Source organism: Bacillus sp. FDAARGOS_527 (assembly GCF_003812125.1).
GTDB lineage: Bacteria > Bacillota > Bacilli > Bacillales > Bacillaceae_G > Bacillus_A > Bacillus_A paranthracis.
In genome coordinates this window covers 1,533,813-1,551,281 of the sequence record NZ_CP033795.1, presented here as the reverse complement: position 1 = coordinate 1,551,281, position 17,469 = coordinate 1,533,813, and the positions used below count along the sequence as shown (strand labels likewise).

General features: G+C 35.4%; 13 protein-coding genes, 1 pseudogene and 1 riboswitch. Of the genes and pseudogenes, 4 read left to right on the top strand and 10 right to left on the bottom strand.

Features of this window, described 5'->3' with window-relative positions; genetic code table 11:
• Window positions 1-13 precede the first annotated feature (13 nt).
• The 3 genes and pseudogenes from EGX95_RS30350 to EGX95_RS10335 form a co-directional block, all read right to left on the bottom strand.
• On the bottom strand, window positions 14-157 hold the full coding sequence (locus EGX95_RS30350; RefSeq protein WP_002080500.1) for a PhzF family phenazine biosynthesis protein: 144 nt from the start codon (window positions 155-157) through the stop codon (window positions 14-16).
• 12 nt (window positions 158-169) lie between these two features.
• Window positions 170-988, bottom strand: coding sequence for a nucleotidyltransferase family protein (locus EGX95_RS10340; protein ID WP_001132913.1), 819 nt, complete (start codon window positions 986-988; stop codon window positions 170-172).
• Between the two features lie 145 nt (window positions 989-1,133).
• A pseudogene (locus EGX95_RS10335) lies at window positions 1,134-1,467 on the bottom strand (hypothetical protein).
• 51 nt (window positions 1,468-1,518) lie between these two features.
• Between EGX95_RS10335 and EGX95_RS10330 the strand changes: the two are divergent.
• The 3 genes from EGX95_RS10330 (at window position 1,519) to EGX95_RS10320 (ending at window position 5,332) form a co-directional block, all read left to right on the top strand.
• Window positions 1,519-2,094 (top strand): hypothetical protein, encoded by a 576-nt coding sequence (locus EGX95_RS10330; protein WP_001170877.1) that lies wholly within the window; start codon window positions 1,519-1,521, stop codon window positions 2,092-2,094.
• A 217-nt stretch (window positions 2,095-2,311) separates the two neighbouring features.
• Window positions 2,312-2,431, top strand: a riboswitch (glycine riboswitch).
• 107 nt (window positions 2,432-2,538) lie between these two features.
• On the top strand, window positions 2,539-3,906 hold the full coding sequence (locus EGX95_RS10325; RefSeq protein ID WP_000451025.1) for an alanine/glycine:cation symporter family protein: 1,368 nt from the start codon (window positions 2,539-2,541) through the stop codon (window positions 3,904-3,906).
• A 232-nt stretch (window positions 3,907-4,138) separates the two neighbouring features.
• Complete coding sequence (locus EGX95_RS10320) at window positions 4,139-5,332, top strand: S8 family peptidase (protein WP_000790934.1); 1,194 nt, start codon at window positions 4,139-4,141, stop codon at window positions 5,330-5,332.
• A gap of 100 nt (window positions 5,333-5,432) precedes the next feature.
• Here EGX95_RS10320 and EGX95_RS10315 read toward each other — a convergent pair whose 3' ends face one another.
• Both EGX95_RS10315 and EGX95_RS10310 read right to left on the bottom strand, forming a co-directional pair.
• A complete protein-coding gene (locus EGX95_RS10315; protein ID WP_000666447.1) occupies window positions 5,433-5,957 on the bottom strand; it encodes a DinB family protein in 525 nt (174 codons plus the stop codon).
• 14 nt (window positions 5,958-5,971) lie between these two features.
• Window positions 5,972-6,739 carry a DUF3891 family protein gene (locus EGX95_RS10310; protein ID WP_000577275.1) on the bottom strand — a complete coding sequence of 256 codons (768 nt, stop codon included), beginning with the start codon at window positions 6,737-6,739 and terminating at the stop codon, window positions 5,972-5,974.
• A 205-nt stretch (window positions 6,740-6,944) separates the two neighbouring features.
• On the opposite strand from EGX95_RS10310, the gene EGX95_RS10305 reads away from it, so the two are divergent.
• A complete protein-coding gene (locus EGX95_RS10305) occupies window positions 6,945-7,217 on the top strand; it encodes an HU family DNA-binding protein (protein WP_001043907.1) in 273 nt (90 codons plus the stop codon).
• A gap of 37 nt (window positions 7,218-7,254) precedes the next feature.
• Here the strand turns inward: EGX95_RS10305 and EGX95_RS10300 are convergent, their stop codons facing one another.
• From EGX95_RS10300 to EGX95_RS10280, 5 genes are read right to left on the bottom strand one after another with little or no spacing between them, the layout of a single operon-like run.
• Window positions 7,255-7,797, bottom strand: a complete 543-nt coding sequence (locus EGX95_RS10300) for a hypothetical protein (RefSeq protein ID WP_000959145.1) — start codon at window positions 7,795-7,797, stop codon at window positions 7,255-7,257.
• A 35-nt stretch (window positions 7,798-7,832) separates the two neighbouring features.
• Window positions 7,833-8,582 carry a 4'-phosphopantetheinyl transferase Sfp gene (sfp, locus tag EGX95_RS10295; RefSeq protein WP_000572989.1) on the bottom strand — a complete coding sequence of 250 codons (750 nt, stop codon included), beginning with the start codon at window positions 8,580-8,582 and terminating at the stop codon, window positions 7,833-7,835.
• Window positions 8,583-8,640: 58 nt separating this feature from the next.
• Window positions 8,641-10,083, bottom strand: a complete 1,443-nt coding sequence (locus EGX95_RS10290) for an MDR family MFS transporter (RefSeq protein WP_000644780.1) — start codon at window positions 10,081-10,083, stop codon at window positions 8,641-8,643.
• Window positions 10,083-10,307 carry an MbtH family protein gene (locus EGX95_RS10285; RefSeq protein WP_000184065.1) on the bottom strand — a complete coding sequence of 75 codons (225 nt, stop codon included), beginning with the start codon at window positions 10,305-10,307 and terminating at the stop codon, window positions 10,083-10,085. The genes EGX95_RS10290 and EGX95_RS10285 overlap by 1 nt, the downstream gene beginning before the upstream one ends.
• Entirely contained in the window at window positions 10,304-17,461 is a 7,158-nt protein-coding gene (locus EGX95_RS10280; protein WP_001133893.1) for an amino acid adenylation domain-containing protein, read from the bottom strand. Before EGX95_RS10280 ends, EGX95_RS10285 begins: the two co-directional genes overlap by 4 nt.
• Window positions 17,462-17,469: the final 8 nt, after the last annotated feature.

Genomic DNA, 17,469 nt, shown 5'->3' with positions numbered 1-17,469 from the left:
TCAACACGCATATTTATCTTTTCTGTTCCAAACAACGATACTTTAAAAGATACGCTGTTAAACATCCATTTGAACTTCCTGTTGCCACGTCTTTCGGAATCCCATAATAGTCTGCAAAATCACGAACACTTAGATCACCTATTTGTTTACATAACATAATTATATCCTTCTAGTTATCTATAGTATTCAAAAAAGCATCCGCTCTTTCTATCAGCCATTCACCAAACGTACTTAAAAATAATAAAATTTCATTTATATCATTTATCGGTTCAATTATATATTGTAATGCCTTTCTCATATTTTTTTCTTGTTCGGGAAAATGCTTACTAAATAATTCATAGGCAGGATATAAGTCTCTGGAGTAAAGTCCTTCTCTCTCAATTGTCAATGCTAGACCTGACCTGATTATTATTTTCATAATCCAACGGCAACAATCCACAATATCATCCACGCCTTTATTATGAATTAATTCTTCGCGTGCTTGTCCAATTTGTTTCCGCAATTGAATAAGGTGTTCATAGGCTAACTCCTCACTTACTTTATATTTAGGTAAAGACAATGTTACATCTTGACCAAATATACATACTCCATGTGTCTGTATCATAAAGCTTATAAAAGAAAAACTCTTGGAATTTATCACTTCTTTTTCACTGTAAAAACTCAATTCCACTCCTGTTATACAACTAAACTTTTGCAAACTTTGAACTTCTAGTTTCTTTCGCCAGCTTAAGTCTATTAATTTAGGATCCTTTCGTACTACTATAATCACATCTATATCTGCAATTCCTTCAATTCCAATCCCTCTTGGAATTGAGCCTCTTATATAAACACTGTGTAAATCATCCTGTAGCAATTCACAACAAGTATTTTTTATTTCTTGTATTACCTCCATAAATATAGGTTGAACTTTTTCAATATGTGCATCATTTATAATATATCCTTCATCATCAGTAGGACAAAAACGACCTATCTTTTTTATATTTGGCAATTTATTATCTCATCTCCATACTAAATATTATTTTATTCTATACACATAGTAATTATAATTTAAATAATTCGGAATTAAAAATCAAAAGAGATAGAAAGTAAACAATCCTACAATATCATTCACTTCCTCTCTCTTTTATTATCAATTATTTTTCAAATATATAATACGTAATTTCTCCTGGGTAATGTAATATCTTTACCTTTCTTTCCACTTTTTAAAACTAACAGTATACCCGCTTTCCCCTCCGCTCCACTTACCAGTGTAATAAGCATTACACTCATATATTTATACTCCTCTTCCTTATCATCATTAATATGAATTACTGACATTAGCACTGGAAAATCTTTAATGTTAGATTCTTTATTCATAAATATGAATGCAATTAAACCAACTAATAATACAGTCATTGAAATATTTGAAACTAGTTTTCTTCTATTCATTTTCACTAAAACTCTTATTTTCTCTACTTCAAACAACATTATTGTTATATATTATAATTATAAGTTTTTAAATTTTGGAGGCGTTACATATTGCAGAAATTACTTTTTACTAAATGGACAGTTGTTATTTCTATTTTCATCATTTTCGGTACAATTTTCTACGTTACTAATGGTAAAAATAACAACGAAAAAGCAACTGTAGAAACAGCGGATACAACAACTTTCAAAACTAAATTGCAACCTAAAATTAATGAATTGACTACTAATTATAATGACATCATCGAAAAAGATTGGTTGCCTGCTTGGGAAGAAATTAACACGAACGGAGATTCAGTAAATAGAGATAAACTATTAGTTACAATGAATGCTGTTTCCAAACAATATGAAAATATTTTGAACGAAATAGACACTTTGAAAATTAAAGAAAATATATCGGAAGTACAAATACAAGAACAACTAGTTTATTTCACAACTGAGTTTAAAGCTGCTTCTAAATTTATGAAAAACGCGGCAGATTTAATTATAGACGGAGATAGTAACTCTACTCCAAACAGTGCAACAATTGAAAATACGAAACATGCTTTAGGGCTTGCAGATCAACATATTGTCATCGCTTTATCTACTTTAACTGAAATTGAAGAGAAATTAGGACTTTCGAAAAAATAGAATTCTTTACTATTTTAAAATAAAAAATGATTGCATTTCACTAATTGTATATCTATAATGTTTTTATTGATCTTATACACATTCAATGCGTATAGGTTATTAATTTTATAATTCGGATGAACCATTCAGGAGAAGGTCTATTGATCTACCGACGGGGCAAAAAGTTGTTAACCGACTTTGAAACTCTCAGGTCTTGTTTACAAGTAGAACTGCATGGGGACGAATCTCTGGAGAGACTCCCTCTCGCTTTATATAGCGTAGAGGAAAACGAGCACCGAAGGAGCAAATCCGCTACTATAGCGGATAATCTCTCAGGTAAAAGGACAGAGACAAGCGAAAGAAAATGCCGATTTGTATCGGTTTATTTTTCTATCCCTTGTTTCTCCAGAGACCATTTCATTTACTTGAAGTGGTTTTTATTTTTTCTAAAAAAGGAGAATAAAGATGGAGACAGTAAGTAAAGTATTAGAACAAATCAATCACTATGTGTGGGGATTACCAACGTTGTTGTTACTCGTTGGTACTGGTATTATTCTCACAGTGCGTTTAAAAGGTTTACAGTTTAGTAAACTATTATACGCTCACAAACTAGCTTTTAAAAAATCAGAAGATACATCTTCCTCTGGAGATATTAGCCACTTCCAAGCACTTATGACAGCTATGGCGGCAACGATTGGTATGGGAAATATAGCTGGTGTTGCAACCGCTGTGACGATTGGTGGGCCTGGTGCAATCTTTTGGATGTGGATTACTGCTTTATTCGGTATGGCAACAAAATATGCCGAAGCAATTCTTGCGGTGAAGTACCGTGTTAGTAATGAAAATGGTGAATATTCGGGTGGGCCAATGTACTATTTAGAACGTGGTTTAGGTAAGAAATGGCTTGCAGTTTTATTTGCTATATTCGGTACAACTGCTTCTTTCGGTATCGGTAATATGGTGCAATCTAATTCAGTTGCAGAGGCAATGCGAATTAATTTCTCTTTCCCTCCTGCTTTAACTGGTATAGTAATGTCATTTTTAATCGCTATCGTTATTTTAGGCGGTGTAAAAAAAATCGGGAAAGTAACAGGATATGTTGTTCCTATTAAAGCTTTCTTTTATATCATTGCTGGTCTTATCATTATTTTCTATCACTACGATCAAATTCCTGAAGCATTTTCACTTATTTTTTCTGGTGCGTTTAATGGTACTGCAGCTACTGGTGGTTTTATCGGTGCAACAGTTGCATCAGCTATTCAAATTGGAATGGCGCGCGGCGTATTTGCGAACGAAGCTGGTTTAGGGAGTGCCCCTATTGCCGCGGCGGCTGCAAAAACTGATTCCCCTGCAAAGCAAGCTTTAGTTTCAATGACTGGTACTTTTCTAGATACATTTATTGTATGTACAATTACAGGGCTAGTATTAATTACTACAGGTGCATGGAAGTCTGGTAAAACTGGGGTTGAAGCTACAACACTTGCGTTTCAATCTGTATTCGGTACTGCTGGTAGTATGATTCTTGGTATCGCAATTATTTTATTCGCCTACTCTACTATTTTAGGCTGGTCGTATTACGGTGAGAAATGCGTGGCTTATTTATTTGGAGAAAGTGCTGTTAAATATTATAAAGCAATCTTTATTGTCATGATTGCTATTGGTGCGAATTTAAAATTAGGCATCGTATGGACATTTGCGGATATTGCAAATGGACTTATGGCGATTCCAAACTTAATTGGTCTTATTGGGTTAAGTGGTATTGTTGTTGCTGAAACGAATCGCTTTTTACAAGCAGAGAAATTGAAAGAAAATAATAAAAAACAGGCAAGTTAATCTATGAAAAAAGGAATGACTCATACATGATGAGCATTCCTTTTTTCATCCCCTCTTTTACTTTATTACTATCATTAAAAATATATTTATATCAATGTTTACTCCTTTTTATTCCTCCAAAAGTTTTTCACATAAATGTCATAAATCGTATGGTCTAACTATATAGTTGAAAAGGAATGCGACATTAAAGTGTCGCTGAAAAACTCATCCAAGAAAAGGGAGGAAAAATCTTTTGAAAAACAAAATCATTGTTTTCCTATCTGTTTTATCTTTTATTATTGGTGGTTTCTTCTTTAACACGAATACTTCAAGCGCTGAAACATCATCTACTGATTACGTTCCCAACCAATTAATCGTTAAGTTCAAGCAAAATGCATCTTTAAGTAATGTGCAATCTTTTCATAAATCTGTCGGAGCTAATGTCTTATCTAAAGATGATAAGTTAGGTTTTGAAGTCGTTCAATTTTCAAAAGGTACTGTAAAAGAAAAAATAAAGAGTTATAAAAATAATCCAGATGTGGAATATGCAGAACCGAATTATTACGTTCACGCCTTTTGGACTCCAAACGACCCATATTTTAAAAATCAATATGGATTACAAAAAATTCAAGCTCCACAAGCTTGGGATAGCCAACGAAGTAATCCTGGTGTAAAAGTAGCCATTATTGATACAGGAGTTCAAGGCTCACACCCTGATTTGGCTTCGAAAGTAATTTACGGGCATGATTATGTTGATAACGACAATACATCTGATGATGGGAATGGTCATGGTACACATTGCGCTGGAATTACTGGAGCACTTACGAATAACAGCGTCGGAATTGCTGGTGTTGCCCCACAAACTTCCATTTATGCTGTTCGCGTATTAGATAATCAAGGAAGTGGTACTCTCGATGCTGTAGCGCAAGGTATTCGAGAAGCTGCTGATTCGGGTGCAAAAGTAATTAGTTTAAGTTTAGGAGCTCCAAATGGTGGTACTGCATTACAACAAGCCGTTCAATATGCATGGAATAAAGGCTCTGTTATAGTTGCAGCTGCTGGAAATGCTGGAAATACAAAAGCTAATTACCCTGCTTATTACAGCGAAGTAATTGCAGTTGCTTCTACAGACCAATTAGATAAGAAATCTTCATTTTCTACTTATGGTAGCTGGGTTGATGTTGCAGCACCAGGTTCAAATATATATTCTACTTATAAAGGAAGCACGTATCAATCATTAAGTGGTACATCTATGGCAACACCTCATGTCGCAGGAGTTGCTGCTCTTTTAGCAAATCAAGGATATAGCAATACACAAATTCGCCAAATTATTGAGTCAACTTCTGATAAAATTACTGGTACAGGTACGTACTGGAAAAACGGTAGAGTCAATGCATATAAAGCTGTACAATATGCGAAGCAATTACAAGAAAATAAAGCTTCTTAAGAAATAAAGTAAAACTTTAATCAGTTGATCTACCATTCATGCGGAATAAAATAGAAGGAGAGACTTCTACAACTAAAGCCTCTCCTTCTTATAAACTATATTACTCTCCCTGCTTTTTAACCATATGTAAATACAGTACAAAATCCATCATTGTCGACGAATGACCAAGTTGACGGATCATCGCTGTTATATTTCCTCTATGATATGTACCATGATTTACGACATGTTGTACTAACTCTAAAATTGAAGTTTCTAATTTTCCTACATATGGATTCTCGATAACAAATACAGCATTCACATCTTGTATTGTACTTAAAAAGTCTTTATATTGATCTGCCATGTTTTCAAACATTTTTTCTAATTCATGTAACGATTTGTTTTCCATTTGTTTTCGTAAATCTTCTCGGCCTTGTATTGCTTCATTCATACTTTTACCATGCAATATGTGTAACCACACTTGATCTGTAATATAAATATGGGCAAACGTATCCTTGATTGATGGAAATACACTCTGCATCTGTTCAGTAAAAATCGTCTCATAGTTTGGTAATTCTTTTAGTCGATTGAATAATCGTAGATTAGCCCAAGCATGGTAATCCACTTGTTTTAACATGTACTCTTTCAATCGAAATCGCCTCCTTATTGTATGAAACGAATAGTTTGTTTCTTTATTTCTGATTCTCTATCAGCTTTTGCAATTCCTTTTTCTTCAATTTCTTGTTTATTTATAGTTTTATATTTTACATACGTATGAAATTCCGTTTGAAATGGAAACGGTGTAATCCGAATTGTTTCCTTGTCCACCCATTCAGCTTGTATAGGTTTCTCCTCCTTACTATTAAACATTTCTGTTCCTTCAAAACCATCTTTAAACAAATCAATTTCCTCTTCCTTTTCTACACCCGGTTTATTCATACAGACATATAAAGAAAGTTCATCGCAAAACTTTAATAATCTATAATGTTTATCGAACATCGCAAATTGTTCTTTTGTTAGCGTCGTCAATATTCTTTTTTGTCGTTCCAATTCCCCTGTATAAAATGACATCATCTCTTCATCTTCCTCATTTAATGGAAATGATAAAAAATGCTTACTACAAAGTAATGCTCCGTATGGATTGGAATCTTCAATTTCATTCAAACCAATCGTATAAAAGACAAAACGTAATGAACTTGGACAATCCATAAATGTATATGGGATATTTTTAGCATCATTTAAAATTGGTACTTTATCAAGTTCTATCCATCCTCTATCATGCTCATATATTGCATCAATTGTCTCTTTTAAATATGTGTCATCTTCAAAAAAATCTTCTTTTATATGCTTTGCAATCTCTCCAGCTAAAAAACCATGATCATGTTGACGAATTAATGTACTTTCTTTCTCATCCTTTTCACGAAAAATCACTCGTATACTCCCCCTCATCCTCATATTATAGCGTTTTCTATGCATCATTTCTTAATTAATCCCTAATTATTAGCAGGGATTCAGTTTCCTGCAACGAAATTAACATAACTATATAGCATTCTTTCTAACAATATAAATAGCTTTATCTTTACTATCTATTATACTAAATCATTCATTCCAAAAAATTTTTTTATGAGGTGAAAACATGAACAAAACAGAATTAATTAAAAATGTCGCACAATCAGCTGATATTTCTCAAAAGGATGCTTCTGCAGCTGTACAATCTGTATTTGACACAATTGCTACTGCATTACAGTCTGGCGATAAAGTTCAATTAATCGGCTTTGGAACTTTTGAAGTGCGTGAAAGATCTGCTCGTACAGGACGTAATCCACAAACCGGCGAAGAAATTCAAATCGCTGCTGGTAAAGTTCCTGCATTTAAAGCAGGTAAAGAGTTAAAAGAAGCTGTGAAATAAACAAGAAACCAGCCATTTTATAGGCTGGTTTCTTGTTTTAATTTAGTAATTGCTTTATATTTTCTGCATGATACACCTCGCAAATATAAAATATGCATCTGCAGTTACTTACAATTTGATATTTTCTTGTTGGATACACATGCGCCGAAACAGAGCATCCATCAAATAATTCAATAATATTCCCAGAAGGCTGATATCCTTCATATAATACGTTCCTTCTTACTTCCATCTTTTCTATAAGTTTTTCAACTGGAATGTTTCCACTCTCTAGCTCCCTCTTTATTGTATTTGGTAAAAACGAGGTATCCGCAAAAATGAGATTTTCAGATAATACTTTCCCTTTATAACTAATATTGGATACACGGTAAAGAAATGTTCCGTTTTTATCAAAGAAACTCTTTGCTTCTTTCGGGATATACTGTCTATCCAGCACCTCTTGTTCTAGAACATCAAACTGAACTGTATCATTCAATAACTTTTCTAAAGCATGAATAGATGATGTATCTCCAGAAAATAAAATATTTTTAATTGCTTGTACATTATAAGTGGATTCATTTGTTCTATTTTCCGCTACTAGCATGAGGAACACCTCTTCTATAAAATATTTTATTAAACTTATTTATAATTTAAAAGCGCTACTGCATCCAGCTGTATGATTTCGGTGACTTCTTTACTACATATTGCAATTGAAGCTATATAATCTATACTTGGCCTTAAATCTCTCATCACTGTATTTTCTACTAACTCTTGTCTATCCTTAAAAACTAACAAGTTTGGAGGATCATTTGGAGCTGATATAGTAATATCCACTGGTGGAATCATTAGACCTTCACCTGTCGCTTTGAGCACAGCTTCCTTTCTAGTCCAATATGTTAAAAAACCTTCTATTTTTTGTTCATTAGGCAACTTCATAACTTGCGCTATTTCAATGTCGGTTAATACGCCTTCTACCATTTTCATAACATCAACATCTGGATTCATTTGTTCAACATCAACGCCTACAGGTGCAGACTTTGTAAATGCAACTACAACCCACTCACCCGAATGTGAAACCGATAACTGCGGCATCCCCTCTGGTAATTGTGGTCTACCATGTTGTAACTTACATACTGGGCACAGCCTATCAATTGGCACTTGAACTGGTGACATAGAAAGTATTTTACCTAGAACTAATCTACTAATTACACAACCGATTATAAAACGAGCACGATCTGCCGAATGATGATATGAATTTGCTTTCTCTCGTTCAACATCATTTAGTAAATTGTAATGCCATGATTGTAAATCCGAAATCCTTCCCCACCATATTTGACAATCATTCTCATTCAAAATCGGTATAGAATCTACAACTTTACTTTCTATCATGTAAACTCTCTCCTTCTAAATACCAATATCATTTTATTTCAAAAGACCATTTTCAAACCTATTCATTTACAACTTCTTTCTCTTTTTGTAATACAGGTAACGGTTTTTTCTTCTTTTTTGACATTACCTCTTTATCAGAAATACGTAAAGAAAATAGTAATGCTACGAGTAAAAATATTGCTGATCCAATTAATGCCGCTTGATATGGTAAGAAATCTGAATGAGCATTATGTTGTGCACTGTTATTTCCAAAACCAGCTAGTATACTAGCTAAAACAGCAACCCCTATCGCTGAACCTAATCGATTTTGCACATTAAATATAGTAGTTGCTCTCCCCATAGAAGGCGGCGTTATATTGTTAAATGCAGAAAATTGAACTGCTCCAACTGATTGACCTAAGAAAATACCTATGCCAAACAATAATACCCGTATTTGCCAAGGGTTCGTATCGTGATTTACAAAACTTAATAAAATAAAGATAATCGCCGTACAAATTAACCCGATAGAAATTACCTTACGAGCTCCTAATTTCTTATATGACCATGGTACGATCTGTGACGATATCATTAATCCAATGGCCTCTGGGAATGTAGTAAGACCTGATTCCAGTGCGGATGCTCCTATTACATTTTGATACATAAGCGGAAAAACAAATAACATTCCTAGTAAACCAGCTGATGAAAATAATGAAATAAGGCTCATCTTTCTAAAGACTGGTTCTTTTAATAAGCGTAAATCTAACATCGGTTGCTTTACTTTCAGTTCTACGATTATAAACAATGTAATGAATACAACCCCAGCTATCCCAGTACTCATAATTTCTGGAGAAATCCACCCTTTTGACGGTCCCTGGCTGAGTGCATATATGAGCATCGCAAATCCTGGTGCTGATAAAATAAAGCCGAGAGAATCAAAGCGACCAGCTGATTTTTCAACATGCTCTGCTAAAAATAGAAGTCCAAATAGCAATGCAACGATTCCAAATGGTAGATTAATATAAAATGCCCAGCGCCAAGACATTTGATCTACAAAAAAGCCACCAATAATTGGTCCTACTGCCGGTGCGACAGCAATTGGCAACACAATAAACCGAGAAATTTTCGGCCTTTCCTCTGGTGAAAATGTTCGGAATAACATCGCCATCCCAACTGGTGTTAAAAGCCCCCCACCAGCACCTTGAATAATACGAAAAATATTCAAGGATGTAATATCGTTCGCTATCCCACATAACGCAGATGCGGTTGTAAATACGAAAAGAGCAGCTAGAAATACTCTTTTCGTACCGAATCGATCTCCTAACCAACCAGAAATCGGAAGGAAAACAGCTAAGCTAACTAAATATCCAACATTAACTGTCCCCATAGCAGATGGTGGCACCTGCAGTTCCTTACTTATCGTTTGCAGTGCTACATTTACAATCGTTGCGTCCATGGCAGCCATAAACATCGCTGTTATATATACGATGCTTACAACTACTTTTGGATTTATTTTTGCTTTCATTATCGTTTTCCTACTACTATTTTTTCACCAGCTTGATTACTTTTTGGATTCAAATCCGTCCAGGTATTTTCAACATATTGTAAGCAATCGTGCCTGCTAGCTTCTTCATGTACGACATTCCACCCAATAGGTACATCAAGAAAGACAGGCCAGAGAGAATACTGGTTCTCCTCATTTATTAATACTTTATATGTGTAATTATCATTTTCAAATGGATTCGTCATACTCTCCTTACCCCTTTCTTATTCTGCAAATATTTCGCTAATACTTGTCCAATTTCCGTAAGTGGACCTGGCTGACATAGATCTTTATGTCTACAGTCAATATCATGCTGCACAATTTTCCCATCTAAATAATTTAGCCATGTATTTGGAGAAATAGGATCAAACCAGTCTGGTATAACAGTAGATCTAAAGAATAAAATATCTCCATTATAAACTTTCGGTACGTATCTCCCTAATAATCCTACCGAATTTACATATGTTTCTTTCAAGTTCAATATAGTCTCTTCTTCAAGACTTGCTAATGCACTTCCATCTGTACGAAGGATTTCAACTGCACTTTCCATCGTAAGTGGTTTACCATCCATGTTATCTGGGTCATATCCGCCTAAAGCAAGTAATGCGATTAACGCTTCCTCTTCAGTAGGCGCTTCCGTATTCGGTAGGAAGTGACCAGGATAAGAATCTAGCATAACGAGTAATTCTACTTCTTCCCCTTCATTTTGTAGTTGCGCTGCCATTGCATGCACAACATTTCCTCCGAGCGACCAACCGAGTAAACGATATGGTCCGTGAGGCTGTACTTCACGAACGTGTTTTAAATAATCCGCTGCCATTTCCTCTAAACTTTTTGGAAGTTCTTCATTTTTAGCGATACCACGTGCTTGTACACCATAGATTGGATAATCTGTTCCTAAAGATTTCATAAGTCCTGCATAGCACCAACTTAATCCACCTGCTGGGTGTACACAAAATAGTGGCAATTGGTTTCCACTTGCTCGTAACGGAAGCAACACATCGAGTGCACTTTGTCCATTTCCCACTTCAAGTCTTTCAGCAAGGCCTGCGACAGTAGGTGCTGCAAATAAAGTTCCGATATTTAATTCGATCCCAAGTGCTTCTTTAATACGGCTCATAAGCTGCACTGCAAGGAGTGAATGACCACCTAAATCAAAGAATCCGTCATCAATTCCAATTTGAGGTACACTTAGCACTTCTGTAAACAAGTCACATAACATTTCTTCTTGCGGTGTTCTTGGTCCACGACTAGAAGATGATACGATAAATTCTGGAGCTGGCAATGCCTTTCTATCTAACTTACCGTTCGGAGTTAAAGGGAACTCATTTACTACTACAAAAGCGTATGGAACCATATAATCTGGTAAACTACCACTAGCAAACTGACGCATTTCATTCGTATCAATCGCTTCATTATTTGATGCGACGATATAAGAAACTAATCGTTTATCCCCTGGTTGATCTTCCCGTACAATAACTGCTACTTGCTCAACTGTAGGGTGTTTCATTATGACCGCTTCTATTTCTCCTAATTCAATTCGGAATCCACGAATTTTTATTTGATGATCTGCACGTCCTATATAATCTAGCGTCCCATCTTGACGCCAGCGTGCTAAGTCTCCAGTACGATACATTCTTGTACCTGGCTTGCCAAATGGATCTGCAATAAAACGTTCTGCAGTTAAACCTGCCCTTCCTAAATATCCACGAGCAAGCCCTGCACCTGCAACATACATTTCTCCAACTACTCCAGGTGGCACTGGTTGTAAATAATGATCTAATACGTATACTTTAAGATCAGGTATACTGCACCCAATTAAACTATTTGCTCGTAAAGAAACGGTACTCTCATCTAGCTCAATATAACTAACATGTACTGTCGTCTCAGTAATACCGTACATATTAATAAGCTTCGGTGCGTTATGAGGATGTCGACTATACCAATCTTCTAATCGACTTAGCTCAAGTGCTTCGCCTCCAAAAACAATATATCGTAAAGATAAATTTTGGCCAATCTCTTCATTTTCACGATCTGCTTGCATCAATTGATAGAATGCTGATGGAGTTTGGTTTAAAACAGTTATCTTTTCTTTAACAAGAAGTTGTAAAAATTCTTTCGGCGAGCGACTTACAGTATGCGGTACTATGACTAGACGCCCTCCATATAATAAAGGTCCCCAAATTTCCCAAACCGAGAAGTCAAAAGCGTAAGAATGGAACATCGTCCAAACATCGTTTCCGTCAAACTGGAACCAATGATCAGTTGCGCCTAAAAGTCTTACTACATTTTGATGAGGTATCATAACGCCTTTCGGTCTACCCGTTGAGCCTGACGTATAAATAACATAAGCAATATGTGATGGAGATAACGGGTTAATTCGTTCCACTTCATCAATATTGTCTTCACTATATTTGTCAACTTCTGCTATTACTTTCACATCATCAACTAAAACTTTTAGTGCCTCATCACATTCAATTTCCACTTCTGAATTTGTTAAAACACATGATGGTTTCGCATCATGGAGCATAAATGAAATACGATCTGACGGGTAATCTGGATCTAACGGTAGGTATCCAGCACCAGATTTAAGAACAGCTAATAAGCTTACAACCATGTTTAATGATCTTGGCATTGCTAAAGCAACGAGTTGATCAGGACCAATTCCTTTTGCTATTAGGAATCGAGCTATTTTATTTGCTTTTCTATTTAACTCTTCATAAGTTAATTTCTTATTTTCAAAGACGACAGCAATAGCATTTGGATTAATATGAACCTGCTTTTCAAATAATTGTGGCAATGTCATTTCTGGTGCAATTTGAAAACCACCATTCCACTTTTCTAACACTGTATTTTTCTCTGCTAAAGTTAATATTTCTAATCTGCCAATGGATTGATCTGGATTTGTCGCCGCATCATCTAATAACAAAATGAATCGTTCTATTAGTTTTTGAACCGTTTCATGTTTATATAAATCGGTACTAAACTCTAGTAAACCATGTAAACCGTTCGGAGTACCATCAACCCCGTGACTCTCACTAATTTCAAATGTTAAATCAAACTTCGCAGAGCCAACACTTTGAATTTCAAGGCTCGTTTCTATATCCGGGACATCAAAGATTGCTTCTGGCGTATTTTGGAAAGCTAACATAACTTGAAATAGCGGATGACTATTTCGAGTACGCACCGGGTTTAACACTTCAACGAGTCGTTCAAATGGAACATCTTGATTTTCATAAGCTGCAAGATTTGCCTGCTTCACTCTATTTAATAATTCTTTAAAACTTGGATCTCCTGAAGTATTTGTACGTAACACTAATGTATTTACAAATAAACCAACAATATCTGAAAGTACATCATCATTTCTTCCAGCAATCGGACTTCCAATTGGTATATCAGTGCCTGCACCTAATCTTGTAAATAGCGCACTTAGTCCTGCTTGCAATACCATAAACAAACTAACTCCGTTTTTCCGTGCGAGCTCTACTAACCTACTATGCATACCTGCATCTATATGAAAATGAATTGTTTCTCCTCTGTAACTCGTTTCCATTGGACGCTGATAATCTGTAGGTAACTCCAATTGATCTGGTAATCCCTTTAACTCTTTCTTCCAAAAATCTAATTGTGTTGAAATGAGACTTTCTTGTGTAGTTTCATCCCCTAACAATTGCTGTTGCCAAAGTGCATAATCTGCGTATTGAACTGGAAGTGTCTCCAGCTGTACTTTGTTCCCTTGACATCGCGCTTTATACGCCGCTGTAAAATCTCTCGTCAACGGTTGTAACGACCAGCCATCCCCTACAATATGATGCAATAGAATTAGTAATACATGTTCGTTTTCATTCACTGTAAATAGTTGCAAACGAACTGCTGGTTCAACATCGAGGTTAAAGCTATATCTTACAGCCTCCGCAAGTACACTTTCTAATTCATTTTTACATGTATTTGTTATAATCATTTCAAGATTTAAGTTTTCCATATGTAAAATTTCCTGGTAGGAACTACCTAATACGTTAGGGAAAATTGTTCTAAGTGTTTCATGTTTCTCGACTACATCATAAAAGGCACCTTGTAATGCTCCCTCGTTCAACTTTCCAGACAAACGAATGACTAATGGAATATTATAAGTAGGACTTGGACCTTCTAAACAATGTAAGAACCATAATCTACGCTGTGCAAATGAAAGTGGAACTTCATTTGGCCTACTTACTTTCTTAATCGCTGGTCTTGCAGTTTTTGCTCGATCCAATTGTTTCACTAATTCAGCAACAGTTGGCGATTCAAATAGTTTTCCAATTCCTAATTCGACACTTAACGTTTCACGAATTCTTGCCATTAAACGCGATGCAAGAAGCGAATGTCCACCCATTTCAAAGAAATTATCATCAATGCTAATGCGAGAAACACCAAGTACTTCTGCAAATAAATCACATAATATTTCTTCTTTCGGATTTCTAGCAACTCTCTCATTGTTCATGCCATTAAAATCAGGAGCAGGTAATTTCTTTCTATCAACCTTTCCATTTGGCGTTAATGGTAATTCTTCTAGCCATACAAATGCTGATGGCACCATATAATTCGCTAAACTTTCTGAAACATAAGAACGAATTTCTGAAAGATGAATCGTTTCCTTCTCTTCGGCAACAATATACGCAATGATTCGTTTATCATTTGGACGATCTTCTCGTACCATAACCACTGCTTGCTTAATATTTTCATGGCGTTGTAATACCATTTCAATTTCAGCTAATTCAATTCGGAAACCACGAATTTTAATTTGATGATCTGCGCGGTTCATGTACTCTAAAACACCATCACTGCGCCATTTTACTAGATCACCTGTACGGTACATGCGCTGCCCTGGTTTTCCATAAGGATTTGCAACAAACCGTTCAGCTGTTAACTCCGGTTTTCCTAAATATCCGCTTGCAAGCCCTTCCCCTGCAATATACAATTCACCCATTACTCCAGGTGGTACTGGTTGTAAACCTGCATCTAATACATACACGTCTGTATTCCAAATTGGCTTTCCAATAGGAGGTATACCACTTTCCCTTTCATCGATGTTCATGACAGTAGACCAAATAGTCGTTTCAGTTGGTCCATATAAATTAGTTAATGAACAACCTAATTCTTTTAATTTATTTGCTAAATGCGCTGGAAGAGCTTCACCACCAACTAGTATGTTTAGCCCTTGTAGCTTCTCTGGATAATCAGTTACTAACGCCTGCCAAAGCGTCGGTGTAGCCTGCATAATGGTCACTCTTTCTTCCTGTAAAAGTGTCGTTAATGCAGAAGGCTCTTGAATGTCTTCCTTTTGCGCAATTGTTAAACTTGCCCCACTAATAAGAGGTAAATAAATTTCTAGAGCAGAAATATCAAACGCAAATGTTGTTACTGCTAATAAATGATCATGTTCATGTAACGAAAACTTTTGTTGCATAGCCATTAAAAAGTTACTTAAACCTCTCATAGGAACAATTACACCTTTTGGGTTACCCGTTGAGCCTGAAGTATATATTGTATAGGCTGGGTTTAAAATTGATACATCATTCTTACATTCTATATTCATACGAGAATATGTATGTAATGCTAGTTTCGTTTCTTCGTCATCTAATACAATTTTTTTCATATCATTTTCTATAACTAACTTAGATGAAACAGATGAATGTGTTATGATACAAACTGGTTTTGCATCATTTACTATATAATTTATTCGCTCAGCTGGGTATTCTGGATCTATTGGTAAATACGCTGCACCAGCCTTTAAAACTGCTAGCATACTAGTTACCATTTCTATTGATCTTGGAAATACTAAAGCTACAAACTGATTTGGTCTTATTCCTTCTTCTACTAAATAATGTGCTAGTTCATTCGCTCGTTCATTTAGCTCTTTATACGTAAAGTTTACACCGTCACAAGTAATCGCTAGTTTATTTGGAGTTTTTTGCACTTGTTTTTCAAATGATATAGGTAGACTGATTAACTCATCGTCTTCCTTCGTTTCATTCCATTCCAATAAAACTTTATGATTTTCTTCAGGAAGAGTAATATTTATTTTTCCAATCGACTCGTCTTTTTGATAAGCATTTATCATTAATTCTAATAATTGCATAAATCTTTCTTTATGCAATGCTAGCTCCACACCATTATATACTTCCGGATTCGCATCAAAATGAATCATTAGCTCATTTTGATCAAAACGTTTATATACATTTATTGATAAATCATCGACAGGTCCTGCTGATAAATTATGTGTAATACCACGATTCCCACCAAAGTTAAGCCCGTAATCAAAAGGCATAACATTCACTAACGGTCCAAATAACCTTTGATTTTCACCTAATAACTTTAAGTCTCTTCTTAATTCCTCATGACGGTATTTATGATGGCGACGTACGTCTCGGATTTCTTTAGAAACTTGCTGTAATAATTCTACGAGAGTTATATTTGGGGTTACAGTAAGACGAAGTGGTACTAAATTCATTACCATACTCGGTGTATGAATAGATGCAGAACCTAGACGCCCCATCATCGGTAAACCTAAAACAATATCATTTTCACCTGTTAATTTATGCATATAAATACTTGTTACAGCGACAATGAATTCCGGCCAACTTGTTAACGAAATATTGATATCTTCTAGTAAAGTTTTTGTACTAGAACTAGATAAACAAGCTGTTTCGCGTAAAAATCCATTTGATGTTCTCGGTGCTCGTTCTGCCAAACTTACAACGTCTGGTTCATCCGCAAATTTTTCTAACCAAAAAGCACGATCTTCCTGAAATTGTTTAGACTCACGATACTCCATATCTTCTTGCACAACTTTTGCAAGAGAACCAAATGTCTTTTCATTCTTGTTTGTTTCTTCTATAAGTGATGTATACTCATTCGCTACCTTTTGGCTAAGAAGTGAAAATCCATAGCCATCCATCACAATGTGATGGATGCGCTGATACCAAAAGAAACGATTATTTTCAACTTGAATAAGTGCTTCAATAAATAAAGTATCTTTTTTCAAATCGACTGGCATAGATAAATCATTTTTCATCCATGCTTTAGCAGCCTCTTCAGGATTTTCTTCTTTACGAACGTCAATAAAATGCATATGAAACTGTGATTCTTCAATAACTTGCCATGGGCCAATTTCATCCTCTTCGAAGCGAACATGAAGTGCTTCTGCTTCCATTACAACTTTACGTACAGCTAATTCAAAAATGTCTTGATGAATATTTCCGTTTATTTCTACATATTCCCCAGTATTATAAATTGGATTAAGCGGATCTAATTGTTGCGCAAACCACATACCAGACTGCGCAGATGATAACGAATGACGAATCTTTTGACTATTAGGCATTCTTCACT